Below are 25,760 nucleotides of genomic sequence, written 5' to 3'. Positions count from 1 at the left end.
AGGAGGGTTATTATGACTTTAAAATTAAAGAAGTTATCTTCTATAGCACTGGCAATGCTATTGTCAATAGGCATATTGTCTGGATGTGCTAATAAAGATGGAGATAAAGGTGCGGTAAAGGATTCTATAGTATATGGTATCTCAACATCTCCGTCAGGTGTTTTCAATCCATTATTGACTGATTCGGTTTATGATGATGCAGTATGTAAGATGATATACACTTCATTGCTAAAGCTAGACGATAAGCAAGGTGTTCAACCATATTTAGCAGAAAAGTATGAGGTTTCTAGTGATCAAAAGAACATCACTTTCACAATTAAAAAAGATGTTAAATGGTCTGATGGAAAACCGTTAACAGCAAAGGATGTTGTCTTTACCTTTACAACACTTGCAAATAAAAATTATGATGGGGAATATAGTGATTTTGTTACAAATATTGTTGGAGTTGATGAATACAAAAATGGAAAAGAAAATAATGTTAAGGGGATTGAAGCAGTTGATGATGTAACTGTGAAAATTTCATATTCTAAGCCATATGGACCAGCATTGGCAAAATTAGGAACTATGGGAATTATTCCAGAGCATATTTGGTCATCTGTGGATTTATCTAAGTGGAAAGAATCAAAGAATCTTATGGCAAATCCTGTTGGAAGTGGTCCATACAAATTATCATCCTTTACAGAAGGACAGGATGCAAAATTTGAAAAAAATGATACTTTCTTTGGCGGTGATGTAAAAACCTCTAAGATAGTATTGAAAGTAGTTAGTGAAGATACAGTTGCTGCTGATTTAAAGAACGGTGACGTGGACATTGCAGATATAACAAACCTGAAGAAATCAGATATAGATGCTCTTGAAAAAGAAGGAAGTAAAATATATAGACATCAAAACAATCTATTCCAGTATATGGGAATGAATTACAGAAATGAAATATTTAAGGATGTAAAAGTTAGACAAGCTATTGTAACTGCAATTGATAGAAAGTCAATGGTAGACAAGCTTATAGAAGGTAATGGTGAAGTCAAGGATGCGCCAATGTTGTCTAGTTCTTGGGCTTATCCAAGCGATGCAAAATTCAATAAGTATGATTATAGTGTTGACAATGCAAAAAAATTGTTAAATGAAGCTGGATATACTCTTAAGGGAGATGTAATGGTTAATTCATCTGGTAAAAAGCTAGAGTTTAAGCTTGATGTTCCAACTGGCAACTCAGTTAGAGAACAGGCGGCACAGGTTATTCAGGAAAATTTATCAAAGGTTGGTATAAAAGTTGAATTGAATAAAATGGAGTTTCCTGCATTGATGGAAAAAGTTGTTGCCAACCACGAATTCGATATGTATATGATGGGTAACAATCTTGCAATTGATCCAGATATGACTCCGTATTGGTCAGCGTCGGCTGTGAGCAATGAAAAAGGAAAGATGGGATGGAATATTGTAGGCTTTACAACTCCGGAATTAGAAGCAATTCTTGAGGAGGGAACTTCTACAACAGACATGGAAAAACGTAAGGAATCATATAAGAGGTTCGCTGAATATATGAATGAGCAGGTTCCTTGGGCATATTTATTTGAACAAGAAATAGTAATAGGAACAACTCCAAAATTAGAAGGATTCAATCCATCTGTGTTCAGAGATTTTGATGATGCACAAAATTGGGTAGTAGCACAGTAAGTAGCATAATAATTTGAGGTGAATTTTCAGAAAATATTATACCTCGTAAATTTACACAAAAATTATTTTTGTAAAATAAAAATCCAGTAGAATCACCATAAATATGATTTTACTGGATTTTAATATAATGAGCTAGAGGTGTAAAAGTGAAAAACTATATTGCAAAAAGACTCATGATTTCATTGTTTGTATTGTTTGGAATATCAATACTAATTTTTGCCCTAGTTAATTTACAACCGGGAAATCCGTACCTACACATGGTCAGTCCAAACACGCCTCCAGAGCTTATAGAGGCTAAATTGAAAAGTATTGGATATTACGACACCTTTTTTATTAAGTATATTAAATGGGTAAAAAGGGCGTTGGTATTTGACCTAGGATATTCAATAAAATTTTCGCGACCAGTAATAGAAATAATAGCTAATAGAATTGGAAATACAATTTTGCTTATGGGATTGTCATTAATATTAAGTAGTATTTTAGGTGTGGCAATAGGGATGCTTTCGTCGCTTAAGAGAAATACAGCTATAGATGATATAATAACTGTGGTTTCTTTTGTAGGTGTATCTATTCCAGCGTTTTTCTTTTCGTTAATTTTGATAAAGATTTTTTCATATGACTTATCCTTACTGCCATCATCGGGGATGTATAATGTCAGATACAATTACTCGGGAATTGATAAGGTTTTAGATATGTTGTTACACTTGATTTTACCATCGGTGGTCTTGATAATGGTTCATATGGCATCGTTTATTAGGTATACTAGATCTGCAATGATTGAGATTTTGGATAAGGATTATATAAAGAATGCAATGGCAAAGGGGATGAGCTTTAAAAAAGCTGTTTTGAAGCATGGTCTAAAAAATGCTTTAATTCCTATAATTACAGTTTTTTTTATACAGGTTCCGACACTATTTTCTGGAGCTTTAATGACTGAAACAGTTTTTGTTTGGCCTGGGATTGGAAGATTAGGATATGATGCAGTTCAAAATAGAGACTATCCATTGATTATGGGGATTCTTATGATAACGGCAGTTGTCATACTAATATCAAATATATTGGCAGATGTATTTTATATATTGGTTGATAAACGAGTAGAGCTTGAGTAGGTGAAGAATATGAGAAATAAAAAGACATTATCAACAAATAAATCATTTCTATCGAATTGTTTTAAAATCGACATTAGCAAGAAAAATGTATATATAGCATTTGGCTGTGCTGTATTGATTATTCTGTCAATAGTAGCATTAATAGGACCATTTATGACTAAATTTTCATACTCTGACATCGATTTATATAGTATAAATGCAAAACCATCCAAGGAGCATATTTTAGGAACGGATAATCTAGGAAGAGATATGCTTACTAGGCTGTTGTATAGTATAAGAATATCATTGTTGGTCGGAGTGCTTGCAACATCAATACAGATAGCAATAGGTACAGTTTTGGGGCTTTTGTCCGGATACGGAGGTAAAAAAATTGATTTTATTATTATGAGAATGATAGATGTGCTGATGTGTTTTCCTTTTTTTATTGTTGCAATTTCACTTGCATCAATACTAGGGCCCTCTATACGTAATTTGGTTCTAATAATATCTCTATTATCATGGACGGAGGTGGCAAGAATTGTCAGAGCCCAAACTCTGTCATTAAAAAAGAGAGATTTTGTTGTTGTTTCAAAAGCTATTGGTTTCAGCAGCTTTCGTATAATAATTAGAGATATACTTCCAAATGTTTTTCCATCGATTATAGCTGCATCAACTATTTCAATGGCAAATGCAATTTTGATGGAGGCTTCTTTGAGTTTTCTTGGATTGGGTGTTAGAGATCCGATGCCAAGCTTGGGAAATATTTTGACTGCAGCACAAAATATGAGAGCTTTGCAAAGCTATTGGTGGACATGGCTGCCAGCAGGTATATTGATTGTGTTAATTGTAGTAGCAATAAATTTCGTTGGGGAAGGATTTAGGATATATTTCAATCCTATTGAAAATGTTATAGATCAAAAAGAAATCGAAGTAGAAGTGGATTTTGAGCTTATTCCAGGAAGAATAACGGCTCTAGTCGGGGAGTCTGGAAGTGGAAAAACCATAGCATCAATGGGAATAGTAGGGTTAAACCCAGATAATATTTGTGTCAAAGGAAGTATTATTTTTGAAGGTGAGAATCTATTGAGTGCGAGCAAAGAGATGGTTGAAAGGAGAAGAGGAAGTGAAATATCTGCAATTTTTCAATCACCCTCTAGGTCGCTTAATCCAACGTTCACTGTGGGAAAGCAAGTTGGAGAAATGTTTAGACTTCACAGTGATAAAAAGGGTGATGATATTTATAATTCTGTTATTGAGTTGTTTAAATCTGTAAAGCTAGAAAATTCAGAACAGGTTTATTATAAATATCCTCATGAGATAAGTGGAGGCATGAAGCAGAGGGTGCAAATTGCATGTGCCATTGCAGCAAGACCCAAAATAATTATTGCTGACGAACCGACCACTGCAATAGATGATGATTTAAAATCAGAAATACTTGGACTGTTAAAAGATATTTCCCAAAATATGAATGCTGCAATATTGTTTATAAGTCACGATTTAAAGAGATTGGAAAGCTTTGCAGACTCTATCGTAGTAATGAAAGCTTTGAGAATTGTTGAAAAGAAGGATTGCAAGGCATTTTTCATAAAGCAGGAAAATGAGTATTCTAGAGCATTAGTATCGGCAATACCAAATCCCAATAACTTCAAAGGTAGGTTTGAAAGCATATGAAAATATTAGAAGCAAGAAATATAAATAAAAAGTATGTTGAATCAAAGGGTATATTTGGTAAAAATAAAGAAAAAAATATTTTGAAGGATTTTAATTTTGAAATAAATAGAGGTGAAATTGTTGGAATAGTTGGTAATTCTGGATGTGGAAAATCAACCTTTGCAAAATGTCTTGTCAATATTGAGAGTCCAGATTCAGGTGTAATAGTGATAGATGGAGAGGTAGTCTATAAAAAAATAAAAGACTCAAAAAAGGAAAATATTAACAAGTACTCTAAGCTTTATGTGAAGAAAAAAATACAGATAATTATGCAGGATCAGTATTCAGCTTTAAATCCCAAAATAAAGGTTGGAAAAAGTGTATTGGATGCATTATTGATTCATGAAACGGATATGAACATAGATGCTGCCATGTCAAAGGTAATAGAGTATTTTAAGCTATGTGGTCTAAAGGAGTTAGATGTAGAAAAATATCCACATCAGTTTAGTGGTGGACAGCTGCAGAGAATATCTATTGCTAGAGCATTAATACTTGAGCCAAAGATAGTAGTTTGCGATGAGATTACGTCTGCATTGGATGTATCCGTTCAAGCAAGCATATTAAATTTAATGTTGGATTTGAAGGATAAATTGAATTTGACGTATATTTTCATTTCACATGATAAAGATGTATTAGATTGTATTTGTGATAGAAAAATATTTATGTAGGGGGTAGTATTTATGAGAAGAATAAAGCTGAAAAGAAATTTTATTTATTTTTTTGTATCATTGTTTATGGTAGCTAGTGCAATTAATTTTAGAAGCTACGCTATAACAGAAACATTGATAGGTGGAGCTGATAGAATAGAAACATCTATAAAAATAGCTGAGAAGTATAAAAATATTGATACTGTAATTTTGGCATCAGGCGAACAAGATAAAATTATTGATTCGCTCGTATTTGGACCATTATCTAATAAGTTAAACGCACCAATTGTTTTAAACACAGGAGTTTCACTTTCTAAAAAGGTGGAAGCGTTTTTTGAACAAAGTGGAGTAAAGAAAGTAATTATTGCGGGTGGAACAAATTCCATATCAAAAAAAATTGAAAATTCTATTATCCAAAAAGGAGTGTCTGTTGAAAGAATTTACGGAGAAGACAGAGTTGATACATCAATAAGGGTAAGGGAAAAGCTAGGAAATGTGAAAGGAATATTTGTTGTAGGTAGAAATTCTATATCAGATGCAATATCAATATCACCTGTTTCATGCATAGAAAATTACGCAATACTTGTTTTTGATAAAAAAATAAAGAACTCGGGAATAGACAGTAACAAAATAACTGTAATTGGTGGTGAAAGCTCGGTTTCTAATAATGATTTGAAAGCAATGAATTATGTAAGAGTAAGTGGAGTGGATAGAAATGACACAAACAGAAAAATAATAAGCACGTATTTAAATTCTTTTGATGGAAATAAGGTATTTATTGCATCATCTGAGGATTCGTATTTAGTTGATGGTTTGGTAGCGGGTCCATACGCATCTAAATCAAAATCTCCTATAATATTTGGCAAAAAATCCTATGATGTATACATTAGAGCAAAAAAATCATCAAATTTGGAGATAGTATTTGTTGGAAAACGAGTGATAAATAATGGAACTAAATCTGAAATAACTGGAAAAAATGCTGAGAATAATGATGAGAAAGCTGGATTTGCTCAAAATGCTGTGTCAAAGTTTTATGCTGTAAAACCTAGTGACAATAATAGGATAGATAATGATAAAAATGATAATAAGGCTGAAGTAAAGAATGATGAAGATAAGGAGAGCATTGGAAATAAAGATACTGAATTAGAAAAGACGACTGGATTACCTGTAAGATTTGATTTGAGAAACGTTAATGGTAACTCATATGTGACTACAGTTAAAAATCAATTTTACGATGGTGGATGTAGAAGCTTTGCAAGCATGGCAGCTTTAGAATCTCACATAAAGATGAAAGAGGGTGTGGAGCTAGACTTATCTGAAAATAATATGGAAAATAGACATGGATTTTCTTTTAAGGACAAGGGACGTGAGTTAAACGTTAGAGAAGGAAGAAATAGAGAATCAGATCTTTCGTACTTTATTTCTGGAAGAGGTCCAATTCTTGAAGCTGATGATAAGTATATTCCGATAAGACATGATTTTGTTCCAGCTCCTTATTTGAATGACAAGGAAAAATCTTTAATAGAAGATATGAGTAGAGAGTATAAAACAGAAATTGCAGTGAGAAATGAAGCCAAGAATCCTGTCGTGAAAAAGCCGGTTAGACAGGTGTTAGGATTTGAATTTTTAAAAACCGTTGATAATAGTAAAATTGCATCAAATGACGATATTTTAATGAAACAGATAAAAGAAGCAATAAAAAATAATGGTGCAGTAGTTTCTAACATATATATGGCTCATGACGGAAATAAAACATTCCCTTATTCTAATAGCAGTACATATAATAGTGAAAAGAAGGCATATTCTTCATTGGATTATAATGCGAATCCAAATCATGCTATTGCAATAGTTGGATGGGACGATAATTTTAGTAAAGAAAATTTTCCAGCTGGAAATAGACCAGACATTGATGGCGCATGGATTGTAAAAGACTCTCAGACAGAATATTTTGGTGATAAAGGGTATTTCTTTGTGTCATATAAAAGTAGTGGAATATGTAGTGATGCATATGTTTTTACAGATGTAAGGAATACAGATGAGTTTAAAGGGGTTTATCAATATGATGACTACGCATTTACAGGATTTGTAAGTCCAGATAAGTATGGAGATAAGACAATACTTTTTAATAAATATTCAATTTCTGAAAATAATCAAATTATGGATTCAGTGGGATTTTATACAACAAAGCCAAATGCAGAGTATGAGGTATATTATATAAATAATTTTGACAAGTATAGTAGAGAATTTAATGAAGAGCAACTTGAAGATGTAGAAGATATAGATAATAAGCTAGAGGAAGATAAAACGAAGATTTTATCAGGAAAAATGGAAAAGGCTGGATATCATACTTTAAAAATACCTCAGGAGTACATTAAGGAGTTGAAAAAGGGTGATAAAATAGCTTTGGGAATATATGTTAAAAATGATGACAAGGAAGATCCGAAGCATGAGTGGGATATGGTTGTTGAAAAAAATGATAAAAGCAATCCAAATGTCAATCATGGTAAAAATGCAAAGATTGGTAAGGGAGAAACTTTTGTTTTGACAAATTTAATGGATTCATATTACGAGTTTGTGGATATAAACAATATGAATGAGAATATCAACGCTTGTGTAAAATTATATTTTAAGTAGATTGAGATTGAAGAAATATCTAGAATGTAGTGGAAGCTTTATAAATATTTACGAAATTTTTGTATAATGATTAAACACATAATTTCTGATAATTACACATATAATTATGGTATAATTTATTGATAATTTGTTTTTTGATATAATATATCGTGATTTGAGATGATATTGTGTACGAATTGATTCAAATAACAGATAACAGAAAATTGCTACTACATACAGAGTCCAGCAAAAATTGGATTGGTCAAATTAAATGATTAAGATGTGTAGTATATTATAGATGATGGAAATGTAAATATATCTAAAATATTAAGAAAAGAACTTTTCTTGACTTGCCTTAGTTAACATATTATAATAAAGTGAAATAAATAGAGTGTGAGGGAATATGAATATAATGAAATTTTTTCGTTCTTTATTGCTTATTGCCATAGCTTTAGCCGTTGTGTACATTTCTGTTCTGATATGTATTGATAATGGTGATTGGGCTTACGCATTGGCACGTGCTTTTGGCTATGAGGAAAAATATGCCAGTAATATTGGACTATTAGCTATTGCTATTCAGTCTTTGTTTTTTACTTCGGATTGGTTTTATGCTAGAATATCCGGACTTATTAATAGACGATTGAAAAAGTCTAATGGTATTAATCGTCAAATTTATATCGGTTACAAGGCTGGCATAGAGTTTTTGATTGCACTTCCAAAGCGTACTATTCTTTTTACTTTTTATTTGTTGTTGATTATACTTGAAAGTATTGGTATGATAGAAAAAGCCAAGGACTATGCAGCTGTGATTATTTTTATTATCGCAGTTGATAGAGTCACGAAGATTTGGCCAGAGGAGAAAAAGCGATTTAAAGAATTTGGCAATAAGGTTAGAAAGCATATTAAGAATATGGAAAGTAACTAAAGAGAGTATAGTATGTGATATTTTGTTAATTTTTGTATTACATATTATTAGAGTAAAAAAGAGCAGCCTAAATAGGCTGTTCTTTTTTACTCTACTTTACGTAGGTTGTAATTAAACATTTTTAATGCTAAGCTTAGTATAGTCTTATAAGTTAACAGCACTAAAAATGATAATATCAATAAAGAGGAGTGAAAGTAATGAGTTATGTAGCTGGTGAAACTATAAAGAAATTAAGAAAGCAAAAAAATATGACACAATTAGAATTAGCAGAAGCTCTAGGTGTAAGTGATAAAGCTGTTTCAAAATGGGAAACAGGTAAAGGTCTTCCAGATATATCTTTAATCGAGCCAATATCAAAGGTGTTAAATATTTCGATAATCGAATTATTGTCTGGAGAGAATATCACAAATAAAAATAGATCAAGTAATATTATGAAATCAAAGCTATATGTTTGTCCTATATGTGGAAATACGGTAAATTCAATGGGAGATGTATTGATAAGCTGTTGTGGTGTAACTCTACCAGCGTTGGATGCTGAGAATATTGACGATAAGCACGAGGTCGTTGCTGAAAAAATTGACAATGAAGTTTACATAAAAATAGATCATCCGATGAAAAAAAATCACTATATAAGCTTTATCATATATATAAATTCAAGTAAATTTGAGATGATAAAGCTATATCCTGAGGGAAATGCTGAAGCTAGGTTTTTTATTGGAGGTGGAGGCTTGATTTATTATTATTGTAATAGGCATGGTTTGTTTAGAAGAAAAATAGACAGGAAAGGACAATTGTAAAAAGAATTCTTTGAAGTTGATTAATATAGTGCCAAAGTGTTAAAATATAATAAAGAAAGAGTTTAGATTTTAATTGTAGGTTGAAGCTGAGGTGGAGGAATGAAAGTAATTAAAATGTATCTAGAATTTGAAGCTGTTAGTGTACATCAAATGAAATATGCAGGAGGGATTGAAAAGTGAGAGGGCATCAGACCATAGTGCATCCACTTCGACCTTTTTTTCAAGCTGACTCGAAAATTTTAATTTTGGGATCATTTCCATCTATTAAAACTCGAGAATACGGATTTTTTTACGGACATCCTCAAAATCGTTTTTGGACTTTGCTTGAACGTATTTTCGAAGAGTCATTGGGAACAGATATAGAAGAAAGACGGGAATTTCTTCTTAGACATCGTATTGCAGTCTATGATGTAATCTATCAGTGTGACATCATCGGCTCAAGTGATTCCAGTATTCAAAATGTAGTTGCGTCAGATTTAAGCCCTATATTTAAGATGGCGGATATAAAAAATATTTTTTGTAATGGAGGGACATCCTACCGTTACTATCGAAAATATCATGAAAAGAAAATAGGTGTTGAGAGTATGCAGCTTCCATCTACAAGTCCTGCTAATGCTAGATTTTCAATTGATGATTTATATGAGCAATGGAAGGTAATTAAAGACAATATATAGGCTGCTCTTGCCTTGCTTTAAAATAGAGAAAGCGTAAATAAATATAGACGTTGTGGAGGTGCAAGAATGAAAGAGTATACAATTAGGGGAAGTAATTATAAGATTCGTTACAATGATTTTTATGGAGAACTTACACCTATTATTTTTATACATGGATTAGGATGTGCTGGTTCTTTTGATTATGTGGAAGTGGCATCAATTTTAGGAACTATGCATCGAATAATTCTTATTGATTTATTGGGAGCAGGATATAGTGATAAGCCACTATCTTTTAAATATACAGTTTCGTCACATGCAAAGTATTTAAATGAATTTGTTGAGGATTTAAAATTAGAAAAAATTATTATTTTTGGTCATAGCTTGGGTGGATCTATAGCAATAGAATTGTGCAGCTTGTTAAAGGATAAGGCTCACGCTTTGATACTTAGTGAGTCTAATTTAGATCCAAGTAAACAGGGATCGGCAAGCTTTGAAATTGCTAGTCTTGATAAAAATGATTTAGATAATAATTTTAAAAGAAAGCTTATAGAGTATGAGAAATCTGGAAATACAATGTGGGCATCCACTTTAAGAAACTGGTTACCGAAAGCTGCTTTTGATATTTCTACTAATGCAGTTACTGGAGGAAAATTATCATGGAGAAATCTTTTGTATCAATTTGAATTTCCAAAATATTTTGTTTTTGGAGAGAATTCATTACCTAGTGTCGATTATGAAGAACTACAAGAACAAGGTGTTAAAGTTGAAATCGTTCCAAATGCTGGGCATTCAATGGCTTGGGAAAATTCCAATGGATTTGCACAAGTTATAAAAAGATGTCTATCAGATCTGAGTTTGATAGAAACGGCTAATTTTTGAACTTAAAGGAGAAGAAATGGAATTTAGATTAAGATCTTATAATGAAAATGATGCAGATACAATCCTTTCTTGGATCAGTGACGAAAGAGCTTTTTATAGGTGGTCTGCGGGTGTTTTGGGTGATTATCCAATTAATAAAGAGCAGTTCGAGCTTGTCAATAATCTTATGGCATTTACAGCTGTTAATAATGATGAGCTAGTAGGTTTTTTTACAATGAGAAAACTTTCAGAGAACTTTGATGAGTTGAGATTTGGATTTATAATAGTAGACCCTCAAAAGCGTGGTAATGGGTACGGAAAAAGAATGCTACAGCTGGGAATAAAATATGCAAAGGAAATTATTGGTGTTAAAAAGCTTTCTTTGGGTGTGTTTGAAAATAACGAGTCTGCATATTACTGTTATAAATCTGTTGGATTTAAAGACATAGTCTTAGATGAAACAGAAAAGTATACTATTCTTGGTGAAGAATGGAAATGTTTAGAGCTTGAAATAATACTTTAAATCATATATGTGACAATATAATTTTGAATTTATATAGAGATTAGTAGATGTTGTTTGAAATAAAAAATGTAATTTAATGGAGGTACTAATTGAAAGTTATCTATTATTTGTCAAATATTTTTTGGCTTGGATTGGTTGGTTTGATAGGAACATATTTTAGTGATTCGGTAATTTTCAAATATTTATGTTTTTGTGGAGTTTTTGCATTCCTAAACTTAGCATTTAACTTCGTTACTATAAAGGATTCAATACTACAAATTATAGGAATATTAAAAATTAAATTGACGTACGGTAAGATTCCGAATTTAGAATTATATAAAACAAAAGGCTTATATTCACTTCCCTTTGATGGAGCCTGGGTATGTGTAAATGGATGTGTAAGTAAAGAATATTCACATTCTTGGAATATTCCAGCTCAAAGATATGCATATGATTTTATAATATTGGATGAAAATAACGAATCACATAGAGGTGATATACAAAAAATGGATAGCTATTACTGTTATAATCGTGAAATTCTTGCACCTGCGGATGGAACTGTCATTAAGATAATGAATAAATCCGACGATTCGAGTATATTAAAAAGAGCGAAATTTATAGTTCATGCGAATAATATTGCAGGTAATTATATAATAATTAAGCATTTTGAAAATGAATATAGTTTGCTGGCTCATTTGAAAAAAGATTCATTCACTGTTAAGGAGGGGGAATGTGTATCAAGAGGGCAAGTCGTAGCTTTGTGTGGAAATAGTGGAAATTCATCAGAGCCCCATCTTCATTTTCAAATTCAAAATGGAGAAAGTTTTTATAATAGCTTAGGTGTACCTATTTTGTTTAGAGATATATATAGCTTTAAGATAAATGGATATAAAAGATATGATAATAGAAAGTATATGAATTTTGAGGAAATACCAAAGCAAAGAGTAACACGAGGTCATGCGTATGCAAATAGACCACAATAATAAGCTTTAAATTTTTAATACAAGATTGATTGCAACAAAAGCAAAAAAATATATTTGTCTTAGGTGGAATTAATTTTGTCCAAACTTTTTATGTGAATCAAATTATAAATATGAAGTAGTATTAGTAGTAGCTTATCAAGCGAGTGCTATAAGCAATTTCAAATTTATTATAGATAACCTCGATTTTTATCAATATTAATATAGAAAAATTTTATACAGTAAGAAGTAATACTCGTTATCTTCCTATGATATAATTATGTGAAGAAATTTATTTTAATATTGATTTAATTGTAACACGAAAAAAACTTGATTAAAAAAGGAGGAAAAATGAAACTATTATCAAAAATTTCGGCATTATTATTGGCTTCAACGCTTGTACTTTCGGGCTGTGCTTCAACTGGAGATAAGGCTTCAGATAAGAGTAGTGACGAGGCTATTTTGGCAAAAAAATATGAGGATTATCAGAAATCAGCTAAAGATACCACTGTAACTATCTATGGTTGGGGTGGTTCTGATCTGACAAACAATTGGATAGATCACTATTTGGCAGATAAAGTTAAGAAGGAATATGGAATAACCTTAAAGAGAACAGGAATGAACATTGATGAAATACTGAATAACCTACAAAATAGTGTTCAGGCTGGTGAAGAAAAGGGTAATATCGATATTATATGGATAAATGGAGAAAACTTCTACACTGCTATGAATAATAATCTACTATTTGGACCATTTGTAGATAAATTGCCAAATATGGAAAAATACGTAGATATAAATTCTGATGAAGTAAAATATGACTTTGGATTTGAAACAAAGGGCTACGAGTCTCCGTTTGGAAAGGCACAGGTTGTGATGGTTTACAATTCAGATGTATTGGGACCAATAAAGAGTGCAGATGATTTGATGAAAGCTGCAAAGGCAAATCCAGGAAAAATAACTTATCCGGCACCTCCGGACTTTACTGGATCTGCGTTTGTAAGAAATATTATTTACGAAAAGGTTGGGTATGATAAGGTCAAGGGCTTGGATCCTAAGGATGTTGAGGCTGTGAGATCTGCAATAAAGCCGGCATTAGACTATTTAAAGGAATTAAAGCCATACCTTTGGAAAGATGGAAAGACGTATCCGGCAGAATCTACTCAGTTAGATAATATGTTTGCAGATGGTACCGTGATATTTGATGTAAGCTACAATCCAAATTTCGCGTCAAATATGATAGAAAATGGAACTTTCCCAAAATCTACAAAAACTAGTATTTTCGACAAAGGAACAATAGGAAATACACATTTCTTGGCAATTGCAAAGAACGCACCGAATAAGGAGGGTGCTATGGTGGTAATCAATGAAATTTTAAGCTTTGATTCTCAGCTTGAAAAATACAAGCCAGAAGTGTGGGGCGATTTACCTGTAATAGATAATAGTAAGCTGTCAGATGACCAAAAGAAGGAGATTGCAGGTGTAAAAATCGGATCAGCAACTCTACCACAGGCTGAGCTGTTGAAAAAGAGACAGCCAGAGCTTCCTTCCGCATTAGTACCAGTTATCGAAAAAATATGGGCAGAGGAAATTCCAAACAAATAGGAGAATATAATGACAAGTATAAAAAAAATAAAATCATATCTTGGTGTTTTACCAGTTATGATACTGATTATATTTGTTTTGGCAGTTGGGATATTCGGGGCTTTTTTACAAAGCCTCGGATTTTTTCCTATTGCGGGAATGAATGAAATAAGCTTAAAGTATTATATTGATATAATTCACAATAGTGAGTTTATAAAAAGCTTCGGATTTACCATTTACACAACATTAGTATCTTCTTTTTTGTCAGTGGTTTTAGGGGTAATAATAGCGAAAATTCTAGTAGAATCAAAAATAAAAAGAGAATTTATATATAAATTACCTATAATAATTCCACATATTATAGTGGCTTTATTTGCGATAATATTTCTGTCGGATACAGGATTTTTGTCAAGGCTGACCTATTTTATAGGAGTGAGTAATTCAGAAGAATATTTTGCATATTTTTTGTACAATAAAAATGGTCTAGGAATAATTATTTCCTATATATGGAAGGAAATGCCATATGTTTTGTTGTCAGTTTTAGCGATATTGAGAAATATGAGTGGAAAGCATGAGATGATCGCAATTAATCTTGGTGCCAGCAAGCTTTATGCTTTTTGGAGAATAACTGTTCCAATGCTATTGCCAACAATTATCTCGACATTTACTATTATATTCGCATTCTCTTTTGGTTCTTATGAAATTCCAATGCTATTGGGATCGACTTTTCCAAAGGCGTTATCAGTTCAAGCCTTCGTGGAATATCAAAATCCAATGCTTAGTAATAGACCATATGCAATGGCAATAAACATAATTATAATTCTTTTTTGTATCATTTCAGTTTCTGTGTTGAATTTGCTTATTAAAAGAATTGTTCTTGGAGGTGTCAGGGATGAATAACAAGAGATTTTTTTATGTATTTATGGTTGCTATTTCAATGTTGACAATTATCGCTCCAATAGCTATGATAATAATTTTATCTTTTTCAAAAAATTATTCATGGCCTAGTGTGATTCCAAGCGACTTTGGGCTAAGAGGATGGAATTATGTGTTTGAAAATAGGGGAAGAGTTCTAGCATCTCTAGGAAATAGTATATTTATTTCTAGCATGACTACATTAATTACAGTGTTGATTTCTATTCCATGTGCAAAGGCTTTGGCACTTGATGATATAAAGGGAAAGAAAATTATAGAAAGTCTGGTGTTTTCACCTATAATCATTCCACCGGTTTCGATAGGAATGGGATTGAGCGTGGAATTTATTAGAATGGGTTTAGCGAGAACGTATTTGGGTGTCATTTTGGTGAGTATAGTTCCATGTATTCCATATGCGGTTAGAATGTTAAAAGAGGTGTTTTTAATAATTGGAAAAAAACACATAGAGCAAGCTTATACTTTGGGTGCAGGGACACTTTATATATACAGACACGTGTTATTCCCGATGCTGTTACCCGGTATTATATCTGCAGGTATGATGTGTTATATCGTTTCTTTTAGCCAATATTTCTTGGTGTATCTAATTGGTGGTGGAAGAATAAATACTTTTACTATGGATATGTTTCCATTTATTCAATCTGGTGACAGAATGCTGGGATCGGTTTATGCGATAATATTTGTGTTAAGTACATTTTTTACCTTGGTTGTGATGGAATACATATTGAAAAAAATCTATAAAAATGAGATGGAAAATTACAACTATATTTAATTTGATATTATTTAATAGCATTTATTATTTAATAAGCTGTTTTTTGTAAAATGAGATAGAGGTTTTTTATGTATAAATTGGAAGTAAGAAATATTACAAAAAAATATGGGAATAAATTAGTTTTGAATGACTTTAATATTTCTGTCAATACAGGAGAAAGAGTTAGTCTGTTAGGTCCATCTGGATGCGGAAAAAGCACAGTACTAAGTATAATAGCTGGGATTATTGATGACTATCAGGGGAGTGTTATTCTAAATGGGTGTGATATTAGTAGTCTTGCACCAAACAAAAGAAATATCGTTATAGTAAGTCAAGAAAATTTGTTGTTTCCACATATGAATGTCTATGATAACATAGCATTCTCCATGAAGGTGAAAAAAAAGAGCAAGGATCAAATTGATAGTATGGTAGGTAAGCTATTAAAGGAAATCAATTTGCAGGGGTATGAAAACAAGAAGGTTAGTCAGCTTTCAGGTGGAGAAAAACAGAGAATTGCATTGGCAAGAGCCTTGGCAGCAGAGCCGGAGGTATTGCTATTGGATGAAGCATATTCCAGCTTGGATACAAACCTGAGAGAAAAGATGAGAGAGCTGACGATAGAGCTTCAAAAAAAGCATCAAATAACAACGATATTGGTAACCCATGACAAAGAAGAGGCGATGATGTTTGGGGATAAAATGGCAATTGTTCTAAATGGTAGAATACATGGATTTGATACACCTCAAAATATTTATGATAAGCCTAAGGATAGAGAGACTGCAAGCTTTTTAATGAGAGATAATTTTTTAGAGCATAGCTTAGGAGAAACGACTGAAACTATATTTGTAAAGCCAGAGGATATAGAGTGTGAAAAAGCTACTCCAAAAGATAAATCAGAGGTCATTTGCAAATCCTTGTATGAAGTATTTGAGAATGCAAGACTTGAAAAAGATATCGTTATAAGTGGAAGTATTAACAAAATACTGTATCTTGGGGCAAAGATACAATATTTGGCAGATTTTAATGGTGTGAAAATAAAGGTTGATTCGTATGACATCGAAGAAAAGTATGCATTAGGAGCTGCTGTATATATGACATTTAAAAAATATTGCTTCTTTAAATAAGAGATTAATAAGAAAGGGCATAAAGATGAAAAGGGTGATTTTTGACTGTGATAATACCATGGGTATTAATAATAGAGATATAGACGATGGATTGGCACTGATTTATCTTTTGAATAGAAATGACGTAGATTTACTTGGCATCACTTGTACATATGGAAACGACAGTGTGAAAAATGTGTTTCTGAAAACAAGAGAACTTTTGGTTGAAATTAATCGTTCAGAAATTCCACTTGTATGTGGCTCTGGTGCTTTTGAAATGAAAAACTATGTAAATTTGTCATTTGATAAGGTAGTCGATGAGTGTGAAAATGATGCAGCTAAATTCATAGTTGAGCAAGTGAATAAAAATCCAAAGGAAATATCGATTTTGGCGACAGGCTCTCTCCAAAATATATATGATGCATATATGATAGACAATAATATTGTAGATAATATAAAGGAAATTGTCATAATGGGTGGTGTGACAGAGCCATTGTACTTTGGTAATAAAATGATGAATGAATTGAATTTCACCGTTTGTAATGAAGGTGCATATATCGTATTAAAAAATTTTAAAAATATATCCATTTTGACTGGGAACAACTGTATGAAAAGTCAGTTTGGTACTGGGGAATTAGAAAAATCAAAGTTCAAATCTGTTGAAAAATATGGAAAAAACGCCTTTATTATTGAAAAAATAGAAAAGTGGATGGGCGAGTTTAAGGAGCTATATGGATATGAAGCGATTGTTCTTTGGGATGTGATAGCCGCTATATATCTACTTGAGCCAGAGTTATTTAAGAAAAGGCTGTTTTTGAATAAGTCGAATGTAAAATCTCTAAGCGAAGGACGACTGATAGTCGATGATCTGAAAGAATTTGAAGAATCAAAGAAAATGTGTTATAACATTACTAGGGATGAAAACATTATAAATATACCTGAAATTATTAATGGTAGTAATGTAAACGAAAATTTGATATTGACCATATTTTAAGGTCAAGGATGGAGGTGGAAGGAATGAAAATAATATGCTATAAGAACTGTTCAACTTGCAAGGGTGTTGTGAAATTGATGAAGGACAAGAATATTGATTTTGAATATAGAGAAATCAGTGAGGACAATCCTACAATTAAAGAATTAAAAGAGTGGAAAGAAAAATCGGGGCTACCATTGAAGAAATTCTTTAATACAAGTGGGAAAATATATAGAGAATTGGAATTGTCAAAAAAACTTCCAGATATGAACGAGGAAGAACAGTATCAATTACTTGCTAGTGATGGAATGATTGTAAAGAGACCGATCTTGATATTGGAAAACGGAGACGTTTTGGTGGGAGCCGATGTGAAAAAATATTTAGAGGGTAAATAATATAAAAATAGGTCAAATTGTTTGGTTTGAATTATTCGACGCAGTTGGTTTTCACGTTTTGCTGTATTATACCAAATATGGTAATAAAAACTGTTTTATATAGCAATTATGATTGTTGATGACTTGAACTTAATTTTTTGAAAGGCAGAAAAAAATTATAATATTATAAAGCCTTCTATGCTTTAAGATGCAATTGCCATAGAAGGCTAATTTTTATTTATTTTTGATTAAATTTTCTTTTTTTTATATACTATTTTCTTTATTATATAAGCTATATAGGCTGTTACCTGCATGATTGAAAACAGTATTTTATCAGAATTATATTAACATCATTAAACATATAAATTTAATAGTATGAGGAAATTTCAATAAATATTTAAATATATTTCAATAAAATATTAAATGATTTTTAATATATTGACATTATTCACTTTCAAATTAATATAGGAATTATCGGATTTTTAAAATAGTTTTAATCATTGACAATATATATATATATACTAAAATTGTATATAGAATTACACTAATTGCAATTTTTGGAGGTATAAAGCATGAGGTTAGTTAAAAGTAAAATGGGTGTATTGTTAACGGTTTTATTATTCAGTTGTACGTTTACGAATGTTTCTGCAGTAAAAGCAGATACGTATGGAGATCGAGCAGATTTTGAAAGAATTTGTGGTGAAAATAGGATTATAACATCAAAAGAGGCTTCTAATTATCAAAAATCTGACGTACTTGTAGTTGCACCAGCGTATTCCTTTGAGGATCAAATCAGTGCGATGAATCTTGTGAATAAATTCAATGCGAAGTTTATGTTAACAGATGGTAGTGAAACAGGATATGAAGATGATTTAAGTATCAAAAAGGTGTATATCGTCGGCGGATATCCAGAAAACGATACCTTCATAGTTTGGCAGTTTCAAAGATCATTTAATCAAAATATAGAGGTAATCAGAGTTGGTGGAGAAAATATATATGAAACCAACTTGGAAACGCTAAAGATTGCAGGATATAAGGATGTTGGAGTTGCTAGTTCAAAAATTTATGCCGATGCATTAAGCTCATACTTGCTGTTAAGAGAGAATGGTCTTGGAATTATGCTTGTTGACGGAAAATCAAGCTACAATAATCATGGCTACAATATAAAGTATACTTTTGGTGGCAAGAATACTATTAAGCAGGATGGAGGAGAGAGAATATCTGGGAATGATAGATACTCTACATCAATAAATATTGCAAAAAAGACAAAGTATAGCAATCTAGCTTTTGTATCAGGCGAAAATTATGCAGATGCAATGTCGGCAATTAATATCACAAATGCAAAAAATGCAGATATTTTATTGACGCCGAAGTCATTAAATAATGAAACTGTAAGCTTATCGAAAAATGCCAAAGAAAAATTTGCAGTTGGAGGACCGAAGTCTCTTACTGGAAAAGATGTGAGTATAGCGATAGATGGTCTGGATAATGAGTACTATGGTCCGGCGTTGAGAGAAGAGTTAAATAATAAGAATAAACCGAAACCAAAGCCACAACCAAAACCACAGCCTAAATATGTGAATGTAAATCATAAGAGTGGTATGTTTAGATTGGAAATACCAGTTAAATATATGGATAGATTGGTTGTAAAAGAACAATATAATAGTTGGAGTAATTCTACTGAAATCGCAATATATTCTAAATACCATTACAAGTATAATCCTGATTTGGAAGTGTATGAAGGTGGTATAGCATTTTTTGACTTGGTAAATAGTAGTGAAAAATCGAATATAGGACAACTGATGTTGGGGACTATTAAAAAAGGAAATGTAGTGAAGAAAGTGGGGTATTTTTTCCCTACAGATTATCCATCATCAGATGAGTCTCAAGCCTCGAAGAAGGTAATGCAAGACAATCTTAGAATTGTTTATGAGATAGTTAATAAGAATGTTAAAGCGATAAATGGATCAACTTTTAGACAGACTGAATACATTAGATAGGGGTACAAGCAATGGAAAGTAATAGAAAATATTTTGTTTTTAGGATAAATTATAAAAAAAGAAAAAAACTTTTAAGTGAAGCACAAAATGGTCGTTTACGTCAGGGATGGTCAATAATGGAACCCAATAAAAAAGGGATTGATGTAGCAAATGATTATGATGAATATTTATCAGCATGGAAACAACATTGGGAAGATGATGAAAAATATATTAGAAACAAATATAATCAGTTACAGAAAATCACAAAAATTGAGGAAGGGGATATTATTGTCGTACCAAAACTTCCTGATGATGATAAATATACGATATTTGAAGCCACAGGTAAATATTATTTTGACAAAAGTCCGGAAGTGTGGTCTGGAGAGTATGATTTCAGAAGTTGTATTGGTGTAAAGACTCTTGGTGAATATAATTATGCCAGAGATAATAATAGTAGGATAGTCTCTAACAAGTTTAGAGCTTACCGTAGTGCTATTAATATGGTATGGAATAATGATTTTATAGATGCGCTTGAAGGAAATATTGGTTGTATCGAAAGAGGCGTTAAAAACCTAGATCAACCAGAGGATAATATAGAGATACTACGTGATCTGAGTGATAAAGTGCTTAAAAATGTTTCAGATGAGTTATTTGGAGATGTATCAAAATGGAATCCCGAAATATTAGAAGAAATAGTAAAAAAATTATTTCAAGAAAATGGGTACGAAGTTATCGATATAAAAAAATACAATGGCAGTGGTGGAGATTACGATATGGTATTTCAAGTTCCACAAAAAGGCATTTTTTATGATATATTAGATAGTATATCATATAATGAAAAATATGATTGTGAAATCAAATTGCCGTTGATTGGAGTACAGGTTAAAAGTAAATCTGGCGTAGATAGAAATGATATTGAAGGGGTAAAGCAACTAATAAAGATGAAATCAGATTATCCTACCGATTATCAAATGTTGATTACGACAGCAGACGAGATTAGTAGTGAGGCATTAAGTGAAGCCAATAAAAATAATATTATAATTATAGATAAACTGTTGCTTACTAAATTACTAATAAAATATTCACCTCTTGTATTTGGTGATAAATAGGTAAAAACAAGTAGATAAAAAACAAAGAAATAATTAAAAAAATATTCAAAAAAGCTTGCATTAGCAGGTTTTTTTTGTTAAAATATTCTAGTACGCTCATGTGAATGGGCAAGTTTTGGGTGGATAAATTCAAAAATCGGTTAAGAAATTACGACACACCCGGAACAGTGTATCGGTGTTTGATTTATCTGGCCAGGTAAATAAATCAGAAGGAGGGACTAAAATGGCTAAGAACGAAAAGATAAGAATAAGATTAAAATCATATGATCATAAGTTGTTAGATTATTCAGCTAGCAAATTAGTTGAAACTGCTAAAAAAGCAGGTTCTCAGGTAGCAGGTCCAATACCACTTCCAACAGAGAAGAAGGTTGTGACAATACTAAGAGCTGTACACAAGTACAAAGACTCTAGAGAACAGTTCGAAATTAGAACTCATAAGAGACTAATTGATATAGCTAATCCAACACCAAAGACAGTTGACTCATTAATGAAGCTTGACTTGCCAGCTGGTGTAGATATAGAAATCAAGCTATAAGCCGCCTAAGATAGTAATATCTTAGAATGATTATCCGAAAACGGATAATCCGCTGTAAGAATGTAGGAGGTAGAAATGAAAGGGATTTTAGGAAAGAAATTAGGTATGACTCAGGTATTTACTGCAGAAGGTTCAGTAGTGCCAGTTACAGTTGTAGAAGCAGGTCCTGTAGTAATCACTCAGATTAAGACAATGGAAAATGATGGTTATCAGGCAATTCAGGTAGGTTATGGAGATGTTAAAGAAAAAGCTCTTAACAAGCCTAAAAAAGGTCATCTTGCTAAGGCAGGAGTATTAAAGAGAAGCTTAAAAGAATTCAGAGTTGATTCTATAGATGGTTTCGAGGTTGGCCAGGAAATCAAGGCTGATTTATTTGCTGAAGGTGAAAAGATAGATGTATCTGGAATATCAAAAGGTAAGGGATTCCAGGGGCCAATAAAGAGACATGGACAGAGTAGAGGTCCAGAATCTCACGGCTCTAGATATCACAGAAGACCAGGCTCAATGGGTGCTTGTTCATATCCGGGTAGAGTATTCAAAAACAAGAAGCTAGCTGGTCACATGGGTAGCGTAAAGGTTACTGTTAAGAATCTTGAAGTAGTAAAAGTAGATGCTGAAAAGAATCTTTTATTAATAAAGGGTGCTATCCCTGGTGCTAAGGGGTCAGTAGTAACTGTTAAGGAAGCTCTTAGTGCTAACTAATCATAAGGGAAAGGAGGATTAACGAAATGTCAAAGATTAACGTATTAAACGTATCAGGCCAGAATGTTGGTGAAATTGAATTAAATGATTCAATATTTAATATAGAAGTTAACGAGCACGTTCTTTACGAAGCAGTAAAGTGTCAGTTAGCTAACAGAAGACAAGGTACTCAGTCTGCCAAGACAAGAGCAGAGGTTAGAGGCGGCGGAAGAAAGCCATGGAGACAAAAAGGTACTGGTAGAGCTAGACAAGGTTCTATTAGATCAGTACAATGGGTAGGTGGTGGAGTTGCATTTGCACCAAAGCCAAGAGATTATAGCTACTCACTACCAAAGAAGGTTAGAAGACTTGCAATGAAGTCTGCTTTAACCTCAAAGGTTTTAGGAAATGAAATAATAGTTTTGGACGAATTAAAATTAGATGCTCCAAAAACAAAGGATATAGTAAATGTATTTAAGAATGTAAATGCAGCAAAGAAAACTTTAGTAGTAACTGCTGACAACGATGTGAATGTTGTAAAATCAGTTAGAAACATAGAAGGTGCTAATGTTTGTCACGTAAGTACATTAAATGTTTACGATATACTAAACTGTGATTCATTCATCATAACTACAGATGCAGTTAAGAAAGTGGAGGAGGTGTACGCATAATGACAAATCCACATGATATAATCATAAAACCAGTCGTTACAGAACAGTCAATGGCTGAAATGGGTAACAAGAAATACACTTTTGTTGTAGCAAAGAGTGCGAACAAGACAGAAGTTAAGAAAGCAGTAGAAAAGATATTTGACGTTGAGGTTGAAAAAGTAAATGTATTAAACTACGACGGAAAAATGAAGAGAATGGGAAGAACAGCTGGAAAGACTGCTAGCTTCAAGAAAGCTGTAGTTAAATTGACTGCTGATAGTAAGGACATAGAATTCTTCACAGGAATGTAATTCGAATTAAGGAGGAAATAAAAAATGGCTATTAAAAAGTTTAAACCAACTTCTCCTGCCTTAAGACAGATGACAGTTTTAAAGTCAGACGAAATAACATGCAACCAGCCAGAGAAATCTCTTTTAGTTAATCTAAAGAAGAATGCTGGTAGAAATGTTCATGGTAAAATAACTGTTCGTCATAAAGGTGGCGGAAATAAGAGAAAATATAGATTAATAGATTTCAAGAGAAACAAAGATGGTATACCTGCTAAGGTTGCTACTATCGAATACGATCCAAACAGATCAGCTAATATAGCACTTCTTCACTATGTAGATGGTGAAAAGAGATACATATTAGCACCACTTGGACTTCAAGTTGGAGATACTGTTCTTTCAGGATTGGGAGCAGATATCAAGCCGGGTAACTGTTTAGAATTAAAGAATATGCCAGTTGGTACATTGATTCACAACATTGAATTAAAAGCTGGTAAAGGTGGGCAGCTAGTTAGATCTGCTGGTGTTTCAGCTCAGTTGATGGCTAAGGAAGGTACAAAAGCACTTCTTAGATTACCATCTGGTGAAATGAGATATGTAAACAACAACTGTAGAGCAACAGTTGGTCAGGTTGGTAACCTGGAATATGGAAATATAGTAATAGGTAAGGCTGGTAGAAAAAGACATATGGGAATCAGACCTACAGTAAGAGGTTCTGTAATGAATCCTAATGACCATCCACACGGTGGTGGTGAAGGTAGATCTCCAATAGGTAGACCATCTCCAGTTACTCCATGGGGTAAACCAGCTCTTGGATACAAGACAAGAAAGAAAAAGAAAGCTTCTAATAAGCTAATAGTATCTAGAAGAACTAAGTAATAGATTTAATTTACTCAGGAAGGAGGAATATTAATGTCAAGATCAACTAAAAAGGGACCTTTTGTCCATGCAGGATTATTTAAGAAGGTTGAAGCTATGAACGCTAGTGGAAATAAAGAAGTTATAAAGACTTGGTCAAGAACTTCTACAATATTCCCTCAGTTCGTTGAACACACAATAGCAGTTCATGATGGAAGAAGACATATACCAGTATATATCACAGAAGATATGGTTGGACATAAATTAGGAGAATTTGTTCCTACAAGAACTTTTAAAGGTCACAAGGACGATGAAAAATCTTCAAAGAGAAAATAATAAATGAAGGTGAAAGGAGGAATATAAATGGAAGCAAGAGCTATTGCAAAGACAGTTCGTGTATCATCAAGAAAAGCAGGACAGATATGCGACCTAGTTAGAGGAAAAGACGTAAAAGAAGCATTGGCTATACTAAAGTTTACACCAAGATATGCATCTGAAATAGTTGCAAAGGTAGTAAAGTCAGCTGCTGCAAATGCTGAAAATAACCATGAAATGGATCCAGATAAATTATATATCGCTAAAATAGTTGCTAATCAAGGTCCTACAATGAAGAGATTCATGCCTAGAGCACAGGGTAGAGCAACAGCAATCAGAAAAAGAACATCTCATATTGAGGTAGTTGTTAAGGAAAGAGAAAACTAATAAGAAGGAGGGACACAAATGGGTCAGAAGGTAAATCCACACGGCTTAAGAGTTGGTGTTATTAAAGATTGGGACTCAAGATGGTTCGCTAATGATAGAAAAGAATTTGGTGAGTTCCTAAAAGAAGATCACGTACTAAGAACATACCTAAAGAAAGAATTATACTCAGCTGGGCTAGCTAAGGTAGAAATAGAAAGATCAGCCAACAAGGTTAAAATGGACTTACACGTTGCAAAACCAGGTGTTGTAATAGGTAAGGGTGGAGCTGAAATAGAAGCTCTTAAATCTAAATTAGAAAAGTTAACTGGAAAATCAGTTATCTTGAATATAATAGAAGTTAGAAATATAGACAGAGACGCGCAGCTAGTTGCTGAAAATATTGCTCAGGCAATCGAAAGAAGAATTGCGTTCAGAAGAGCGATGAAGCAGGCAGTTGGTAGAACTATGAAATCAGGAGCTAAGGGAATAAAGGTTAGCGCATCTGGTAGATTGGGTGGAGCTGAAATGGCTAGAACAGAAGGATATAGTGAAGGTAATGTTCCACTACAGACACTAAGATCTGACATCGAATATGGATTTGCTGAAGCTAATACTACTTACGGAAAGATAGGTATTAAGGTTTGGATCTGTAACGGTGAAATACTACCAGGAAGAAATCTTTCAACTGAAAGAGAAGAAAAGAAATTAGAAAAGAAGAACGGTAGAGATAAGAAGAGTAGCGGCAGAGGCGGCGAAAGAAAAGGAAGAAGCAACGATAGAAGAGGTAACAATAGAGGTCCTAGAGCTTCAAAAAAAGAAGCAAAGCAGGACTAATTAGT

Annotated in this window: 27 protein-coding genes; all 27 read left to right on the top strand. The window is 32.6% G+C overall.

Annotated features, from left to right (window positions below):
• Nucleotides 1-12 precede the first annotated feature (12 nt).
• Complete coding sequence (locus BM120_RS06205) at nt 13-1,674, top strand: ABC transporter substrate-binding protein (protein ID WP_091994157.1); 1,662 nt, start codon at nt 13-15, stop codon at nt 1,672-1,674.
• Nucleotides 1,675-1,820: 146 nt separating this feature from the next.
• Nucleotides 1,821-2,783, top strand: coding sequence for an ABC transporter permease (locus BM120_RS06200; RefSeq protein ID WP_242941570.1), 963 nt, complete (start codon nt 1,821-1,823; stop codon nt 2,781-2,783).
• A 9-nt stretch (nt 2,784-2,792) separates the two neighbouring features.
• Entirely contained in the window at nt 2,793-4,433 is a 1,641-nt protein-coding gene (locus BM120_RS06195) for a dipeptide/oligopeptide/nickel ABC transporter permease/ATP-binding protein (protein WP_091994155.1), read from the top strand.
• Nucleotides 4,430-5,140, top strand: coding sequence for an ABC transporter ATP-binding protein (locus BM120_RS06190; RefSeq protein ID WP_091994153.1), 711 nt, complete (start codon nt 4,430-4,432; stop codon nt 5,138-5,140). Before BM120_RS06195 ends, BM120_RS06190 begins: the two co-directional genes overlap by 4 nt.
• 12 nt (nt 5,141-5,152) lie before the next feature.
• The gene (locus BM120_RS06185) at nt 5,153-7,753 is read left to right on the top strand and encodes a cell wall-binding repeat-containing protein (protein WP_091994152.1); all 2,601 of its coding nucleotides are present in this window, start codon (nt 5,153-5,155) and stop codon (nt 7,751-7,753) included.
• 382 nt (nt 7,754-8,135) lie between these two features.
• A complete protein-coding gene (locus BM120_RS06180) occupies nt 8,136-8,657 on the top strand; it encodes a hypothetical protein (RefSeq protein ID WP_207645703.1) in 522 nt (173 codons plus the stop codon).
• A gap of 197 nt (nt 8,658-8,854) precedes the next feature.
• The gene (locus tag BM120_RS06175) at nt 8,855-9,454 is read left to right on the top strand and encodes a helix-turn-helix domain-containing protein (protein ID WP_091994150.1); all 600 of its coding nucleotides are present in this window, start codon (nt 8,855-8,857) and stop codon (nt 9,452-9,454) included.
• Nucleotides 9,455-9,630: 176 nt separating this feature from the next.
• Nucleotides 9,631-10,128, top strand: a complete 498-nt coding sequence (locus tag BM120_RS06170) for a DNA-deoxyinosine glycosylase (protein WP_091994148.1) — start codon at nt 9,631-9,633, stop codon at nt 10,126-10,128.
• 66 nt (nt 10,129-10,194) lie between these two features.
• Nucleotides 10,195-10,986, top strand: coding sequence for an alpha/beta fold hydrolase (locus BM120_RS06165; RefSeq protein ID WP_091994146.1), 792 nt, complete (start codon nt 10,195-10,197; stop codon nt 10,984-10,986).
• Nucleotides 10,987-11,002: 16 nt separating this feature from the next.
• Complete coding sequence (locus BM120_RS06160; RefSeq protein WP_091994145.1) at nt 11,003-11,488, top strand: GNAT family N-acetyltransferase; 486 nt, start codon at nt 11,003-11,005, stop codon at nt 11,486-11,488.
• 89 nt (nt 11,489-11,577) lie between these two features.
• Nucleotides 11,578-12,450, top strand: coding sequence for a M23 family metallopeptidase (locus BM120_RS06155; protein ID WP_091994143.1), 873 nt, complete (start codon nt 11,578-11,580; stop codon nt 12,448-12,450).
• A 327-nt stretch (nt 12,451-12,777) separates the two neighbouring features.
• Nucleotides 12,778-14,028: an ABC transporter substrate-binding protein gene (locus BM120_RS06150; RefSeq protein WP_091994141.1), complete on the top strand. Its 1,251-nt coding sequence runs from the start codon at nt 12,778-12,780 to the stop codon at nt 14,026-14,028.
• 9 nt (nt 14,029-14,037) lie between these two features.
• Nucleotides 14,038-14,907, top strand: coding sequence for an ABC transporter permease (locus BM120_RS06145; protein ID WP_091994139.1), 870 nt, complete (start codon nt 14,038-14,040; stop codon nt 14,905-14,907).
• Nucleotides 14,900-15,712, top strand: coding sequence for an ABC transporter permease (locus BM120_RS06140; RefSeq protein ID WP_091994137.1), 813 nt, complete (start codon nt 14,900-14,902; stop codon nt 15,710-15,712). Before BM120_RS06145 ends, BM120_RS06140 begins: the two co-directional genes overlap by 8 nt.
• Before the next feature lie 68 nt (nt 15,713-15,780).
• Entirely contained in the window at nt 15,781-16,815 is a 1,035-nt protein-coding gene (locus tag BM120_RS06135; RefSeq protein WP_091994135.1) for an ABC transporter ATP-binding protein, read from the top strand.
• Between the two features lie 25 nt (nt 16,816-16,840).
• The gene (locus BM120_RS06130) at nt 16,841-17,788 is read left to right on the top strand and encodes a nucleoside hydrolase (protein ID WP_091994134.1); all 948 of its coding nucleotides are present in this window, start codon (nt 16,841-16,843) and stop codon (nt 17,786-17,788) included.
• A gap of 23 nt (nt 17,789-17,811) precedes the next feature.
• A complete protein-coding gene (locus tag BM120_RS06125; protein WP_091994132.1) occupies nt 17,812-18,162 on the top strand; it encodes a Spx/MgsR family RNA polymerase-binding regulatory protein in 351 nt (116 codons plus the stop codon).
• Between the two features lie 551 nt (nt 18,163-18,713).
• Nucleotides 18,714-20,141, top strand: coding sequence for a cell wall-binding repeat-containing protein (locus BM120_RS06120; RefSeq protein ID WP_091994130.1), 1,428 nt, complete (start codon nt 18,714-18,716; stop codon nt 20,139-20,141).
• 11 nt (nt 20,142-20,152) lie between these two features.
• A complete protein-coding gene (locus tag BM120_RS06115) occupies nt 20,153-21,229 on the top strand; it encodes a restriction endonuclease (protein WP_091994129.1) in 1,077 nt (358 codons plus the stop codon).
• 223 nt (nt 21,230-21,452) lie between these two features.
• Nucleotides 21,453-21,764: a 30S ribosomal protein S10 gene (gene rpsJ / locus BM120_RS06110; protein ID WP_091994127.1), complete on the top strand. Its 312-nt coding sequence runs from the start codon at nt 21,453-21,455 to the stop codon at nt 21,762-21,764.
• A gap of 75 nt (nt 21,765-21,839) precedes the next feature.
• The gene (rplC, locus tag BM120_RS06105) at nt 21,840-22,466 is read left to right on the top strand and encodes a 50S ribosomal protein L3 (protein ID WP_091994125.1); all 627 of its coding nucleotides are present in this window, start codon (nt 21,840-21,842) and stop codon (nt 22,464-22,466) included.
• A gap of 26 nt (nt 22,467-22,492) precedes the next feature.
• A complete protein-coding gene (rplD, locus tag BM120_RS06100) occupies nt 22,493-23,116 on the top strand; it encodes a 50S ribosomal protein L4 (RefSeq protein WP_091994124.1) in 624 nt (207 codons plus the stop codon).
• Complete coding sequence (rplW, locus tag BM120_RS06095) at nt 23,116-23,406, top strand: 50S ribosomal protein L23 (RefSeq protein WP_091994122.1); 291 nt, start codon at nt 23,116-23,118, stop codon at nt 23,404-23,406. The genes rplD and rplW overlap by 1 nt, the downstream gene beginning before the upstream one ends.
• A 24-nt stretch (nt 23,407-23,430) precedes the next feature.
• Nucleotides 23,431-24,261 (top strand): 50S ribosomal protein L2, encoded by an 831-nt coding sequence (gene rplB / locus BM120_RS06090; protein WP_091994120.1) that lies wholly within the window; start codon nt 23,431-23,433, stop codon nt 24,259-24,261.
• Between the two features lie 33 nt (nt 24,262-24,294).
• Complete coding sequence (gene rpsS, locus BM120_RS06085; RefSeq protein WP_091994118.1) at nt 24,295-24,576, top strand: 30S ribosomal protein S19; 282 nt, start codon at nt 24,295-24,297, stop codon at nt 24,574-24,576.
• A 27-nt stretch (nt 24,577-24,603) separates the two neighbouring features.
• Entirely contained in the window at nt 24,604-24,942 is a 339-nt protein-coding gene (rplV, locus tag BM120_RS06080) for a 50S ribosomal protein L22 (RefSeq protein ID WP_091994116.1), read from the top strand.
• An 18-nt stretch (nt 24,943-24,960) separates the two neighbouring features.
• Nucleotides 24,961-25,755, top strand: coding sequence for a 30S ribosomal protein S3 (gene rpsC, locus BM120_RS06075; protein WP_091994113.1), 795 nt, complete (start codon nt 24,961-24,963; stop codon nt 25,753-25,755).
• Nucleotides 25,756-25,760 lie beyond the last annotated feature (5 nt).

This window comes from Peptostreptococcus sp. D1 (assembly GCF_900112955.1).
Lineage (GTDB): Bacteria > Bacillota > Clostridia > Peptostreptococcales > Peptostreptococcaceae > Peptostreptococcus.
Note: the sequence above shows the minus strand (reverse complement) of the source record. Positions and strands in the feature narration are given on the sequence as shown.

Bases quoted from the DNA above. Each gene is read 5' to 3' on its own strand.
- BM120_RS06205 (WP_091994157.1), top strand. From the start codon at position 13: ATGACTTTAAAATTAAAGAAGTTATCTTCTATAGCACTGGCAATGCTA.
- BM120_RS06195 (WP_091994155.1), top strand. From the start codon at position 2,793: ATGAGAAATAAAAAGACATTATCAACAAATAAATCATTTCTATCGAAT.
- BM120_RS06190 (WP_091994153.1), top strand. From the start codon at position 4,430: ATGAAAATATTAGAAGCAAGAAATATAAATAAAAAGTATGTTGAATCA.
- BM120_RS06185 (WP_091994152.1), top strand. From the start codon at position 5,153: ATGAGAAGAATAAAGCTGAAAAGAAATTTTATTTATTTTTTTGTATCA.
- BM120_RS06180 (WP_207645703.1), top strand. From the start codon at position 8,136: ATGAATATAATGAAATTTTTTCGTTCTTTATTGCTTATTGCCATAGCT.
- BM120_RS06175 (WP_091994150.1), top strand. From the start codon at position 8,855: ATGAGTTATGTAGCTGGTGAAACTATAAAGAAATTAAGAAAGCAAAAA.
- BM120_RS06165 (WP_091994146.1), top strand. From the start codon at position 10,195: ATGAAAGAGTATACAATTAGGGGAAGTAATTATAAGATTCGTTACAAT.
- BM120_RS06160 (WP_091994145.1), top strand. From the start codon at position 11,003: ATGGAATTTAGATTAAGATCTTATAATGAAAATGATGCAGATACAATC.
- BM120_RS06150 (WP_091994141.1), top strand. From the start codon at position 12,778: ATGAAACTATTATCAAAAATTTCGGCATTATTATTGGCTTCAACGCTT.
- BM120_RS06145 (WP_091994139.1), top strand. From the start codon at position 14,038: ATGACAAGTATAAAAAAAATAAAATCATATCTTGGTGTTTTACCAGTT.
- BM120_RS06140 (WP_091994137.1), top strand. From the start codon at position 14,900: ATGAATAACAAGAGATTTTTTTATGTATTTATGGTTGCTATTTCAATG.
- BM120_RS06135 (WP_091994135.1), top strand. From the start codon at position 15,781: ATGTATAAATTGGAAGTAAGAAATATTACAAAAAAATATGGGAATAAA.
- BM120_RS06130 (WP_091994134.1), top strand. From the start codon at position 16,841: ATGAAAAGGGTGATTTTTGACTGTGATAATACCATGGGTATTAATAAT.
- BM120_RS06125 (WP_091994132.1), top strand. From the start codon at position 17,812: ATGAAAATAATATGCTATAAGAACTGTTCAACTTGCAAGGGTGTTGTG.
- BM120_RS06120 (WP_091994130.1), top strand. From the start codon at position 18,714: ATGAGGTTAGTTAAAAGTAAAATGGGTGTATTGTTAACGGTTTTATTA.
- BM120_RS06115 (WP_091994129.1), top strand. From the start codon at position 20,153: ATGGAAAGTAATAGAAAATATTTTGTTTTTAGGATAAATTATAAAAAA.
- rpsJ (WP_091994127.1), top strand. From the start codon at position 21,453: ATGGCTAAGAACGAAAAGATAAGAATAAGATTAAAATCATATGATCAT.
- rplC (WP_091994125.1), top strand. From the start codon at position 21,840: ATGAAAGGGATTTTAGGAAAGAAATTAGGTATGACTCAGGTATTTACT.
- rplD (WP_091994124.1), top strand. From the start codon at position 22,493: ATGTCAAAGATTAACGTATTAAACGTATCAGGCCAGAATGTTGGTGAA.
- rplW (WP_091994122.1), top strand. From the start codon at position 23,116: ATGACAAATCCACATGATATAATCATAAAACCAGTCGTTACAGAACAG.
- rplB (WP_091994120.1), top strand. From the start codon at position 23,431: ATGGCTATTAAAAAGTTTAAACCAACTTCTCCTGCCTTAAGACAGATG.
- rpsS (WP_091994118.1), top strand. From the start codon at position 24,295: ATGTCAAGATCAACTAAAAAGGGACCTTTTGTCCATGCAGGATTATTT.
- rplV (WP_091994116.1), top strand. From the start codon at position 24,604: ATGGAAGCAAGAGCTATTGCAAAGACAGTTCGTGTATCATCAAGAAAA.
- rpsC (WP_091994113.1), top strand. From the start codon at position 24,961: ATGGGTCAGAAGGTAAATCCACACGGCTTAAGAGTTGGTGTTATTAAA.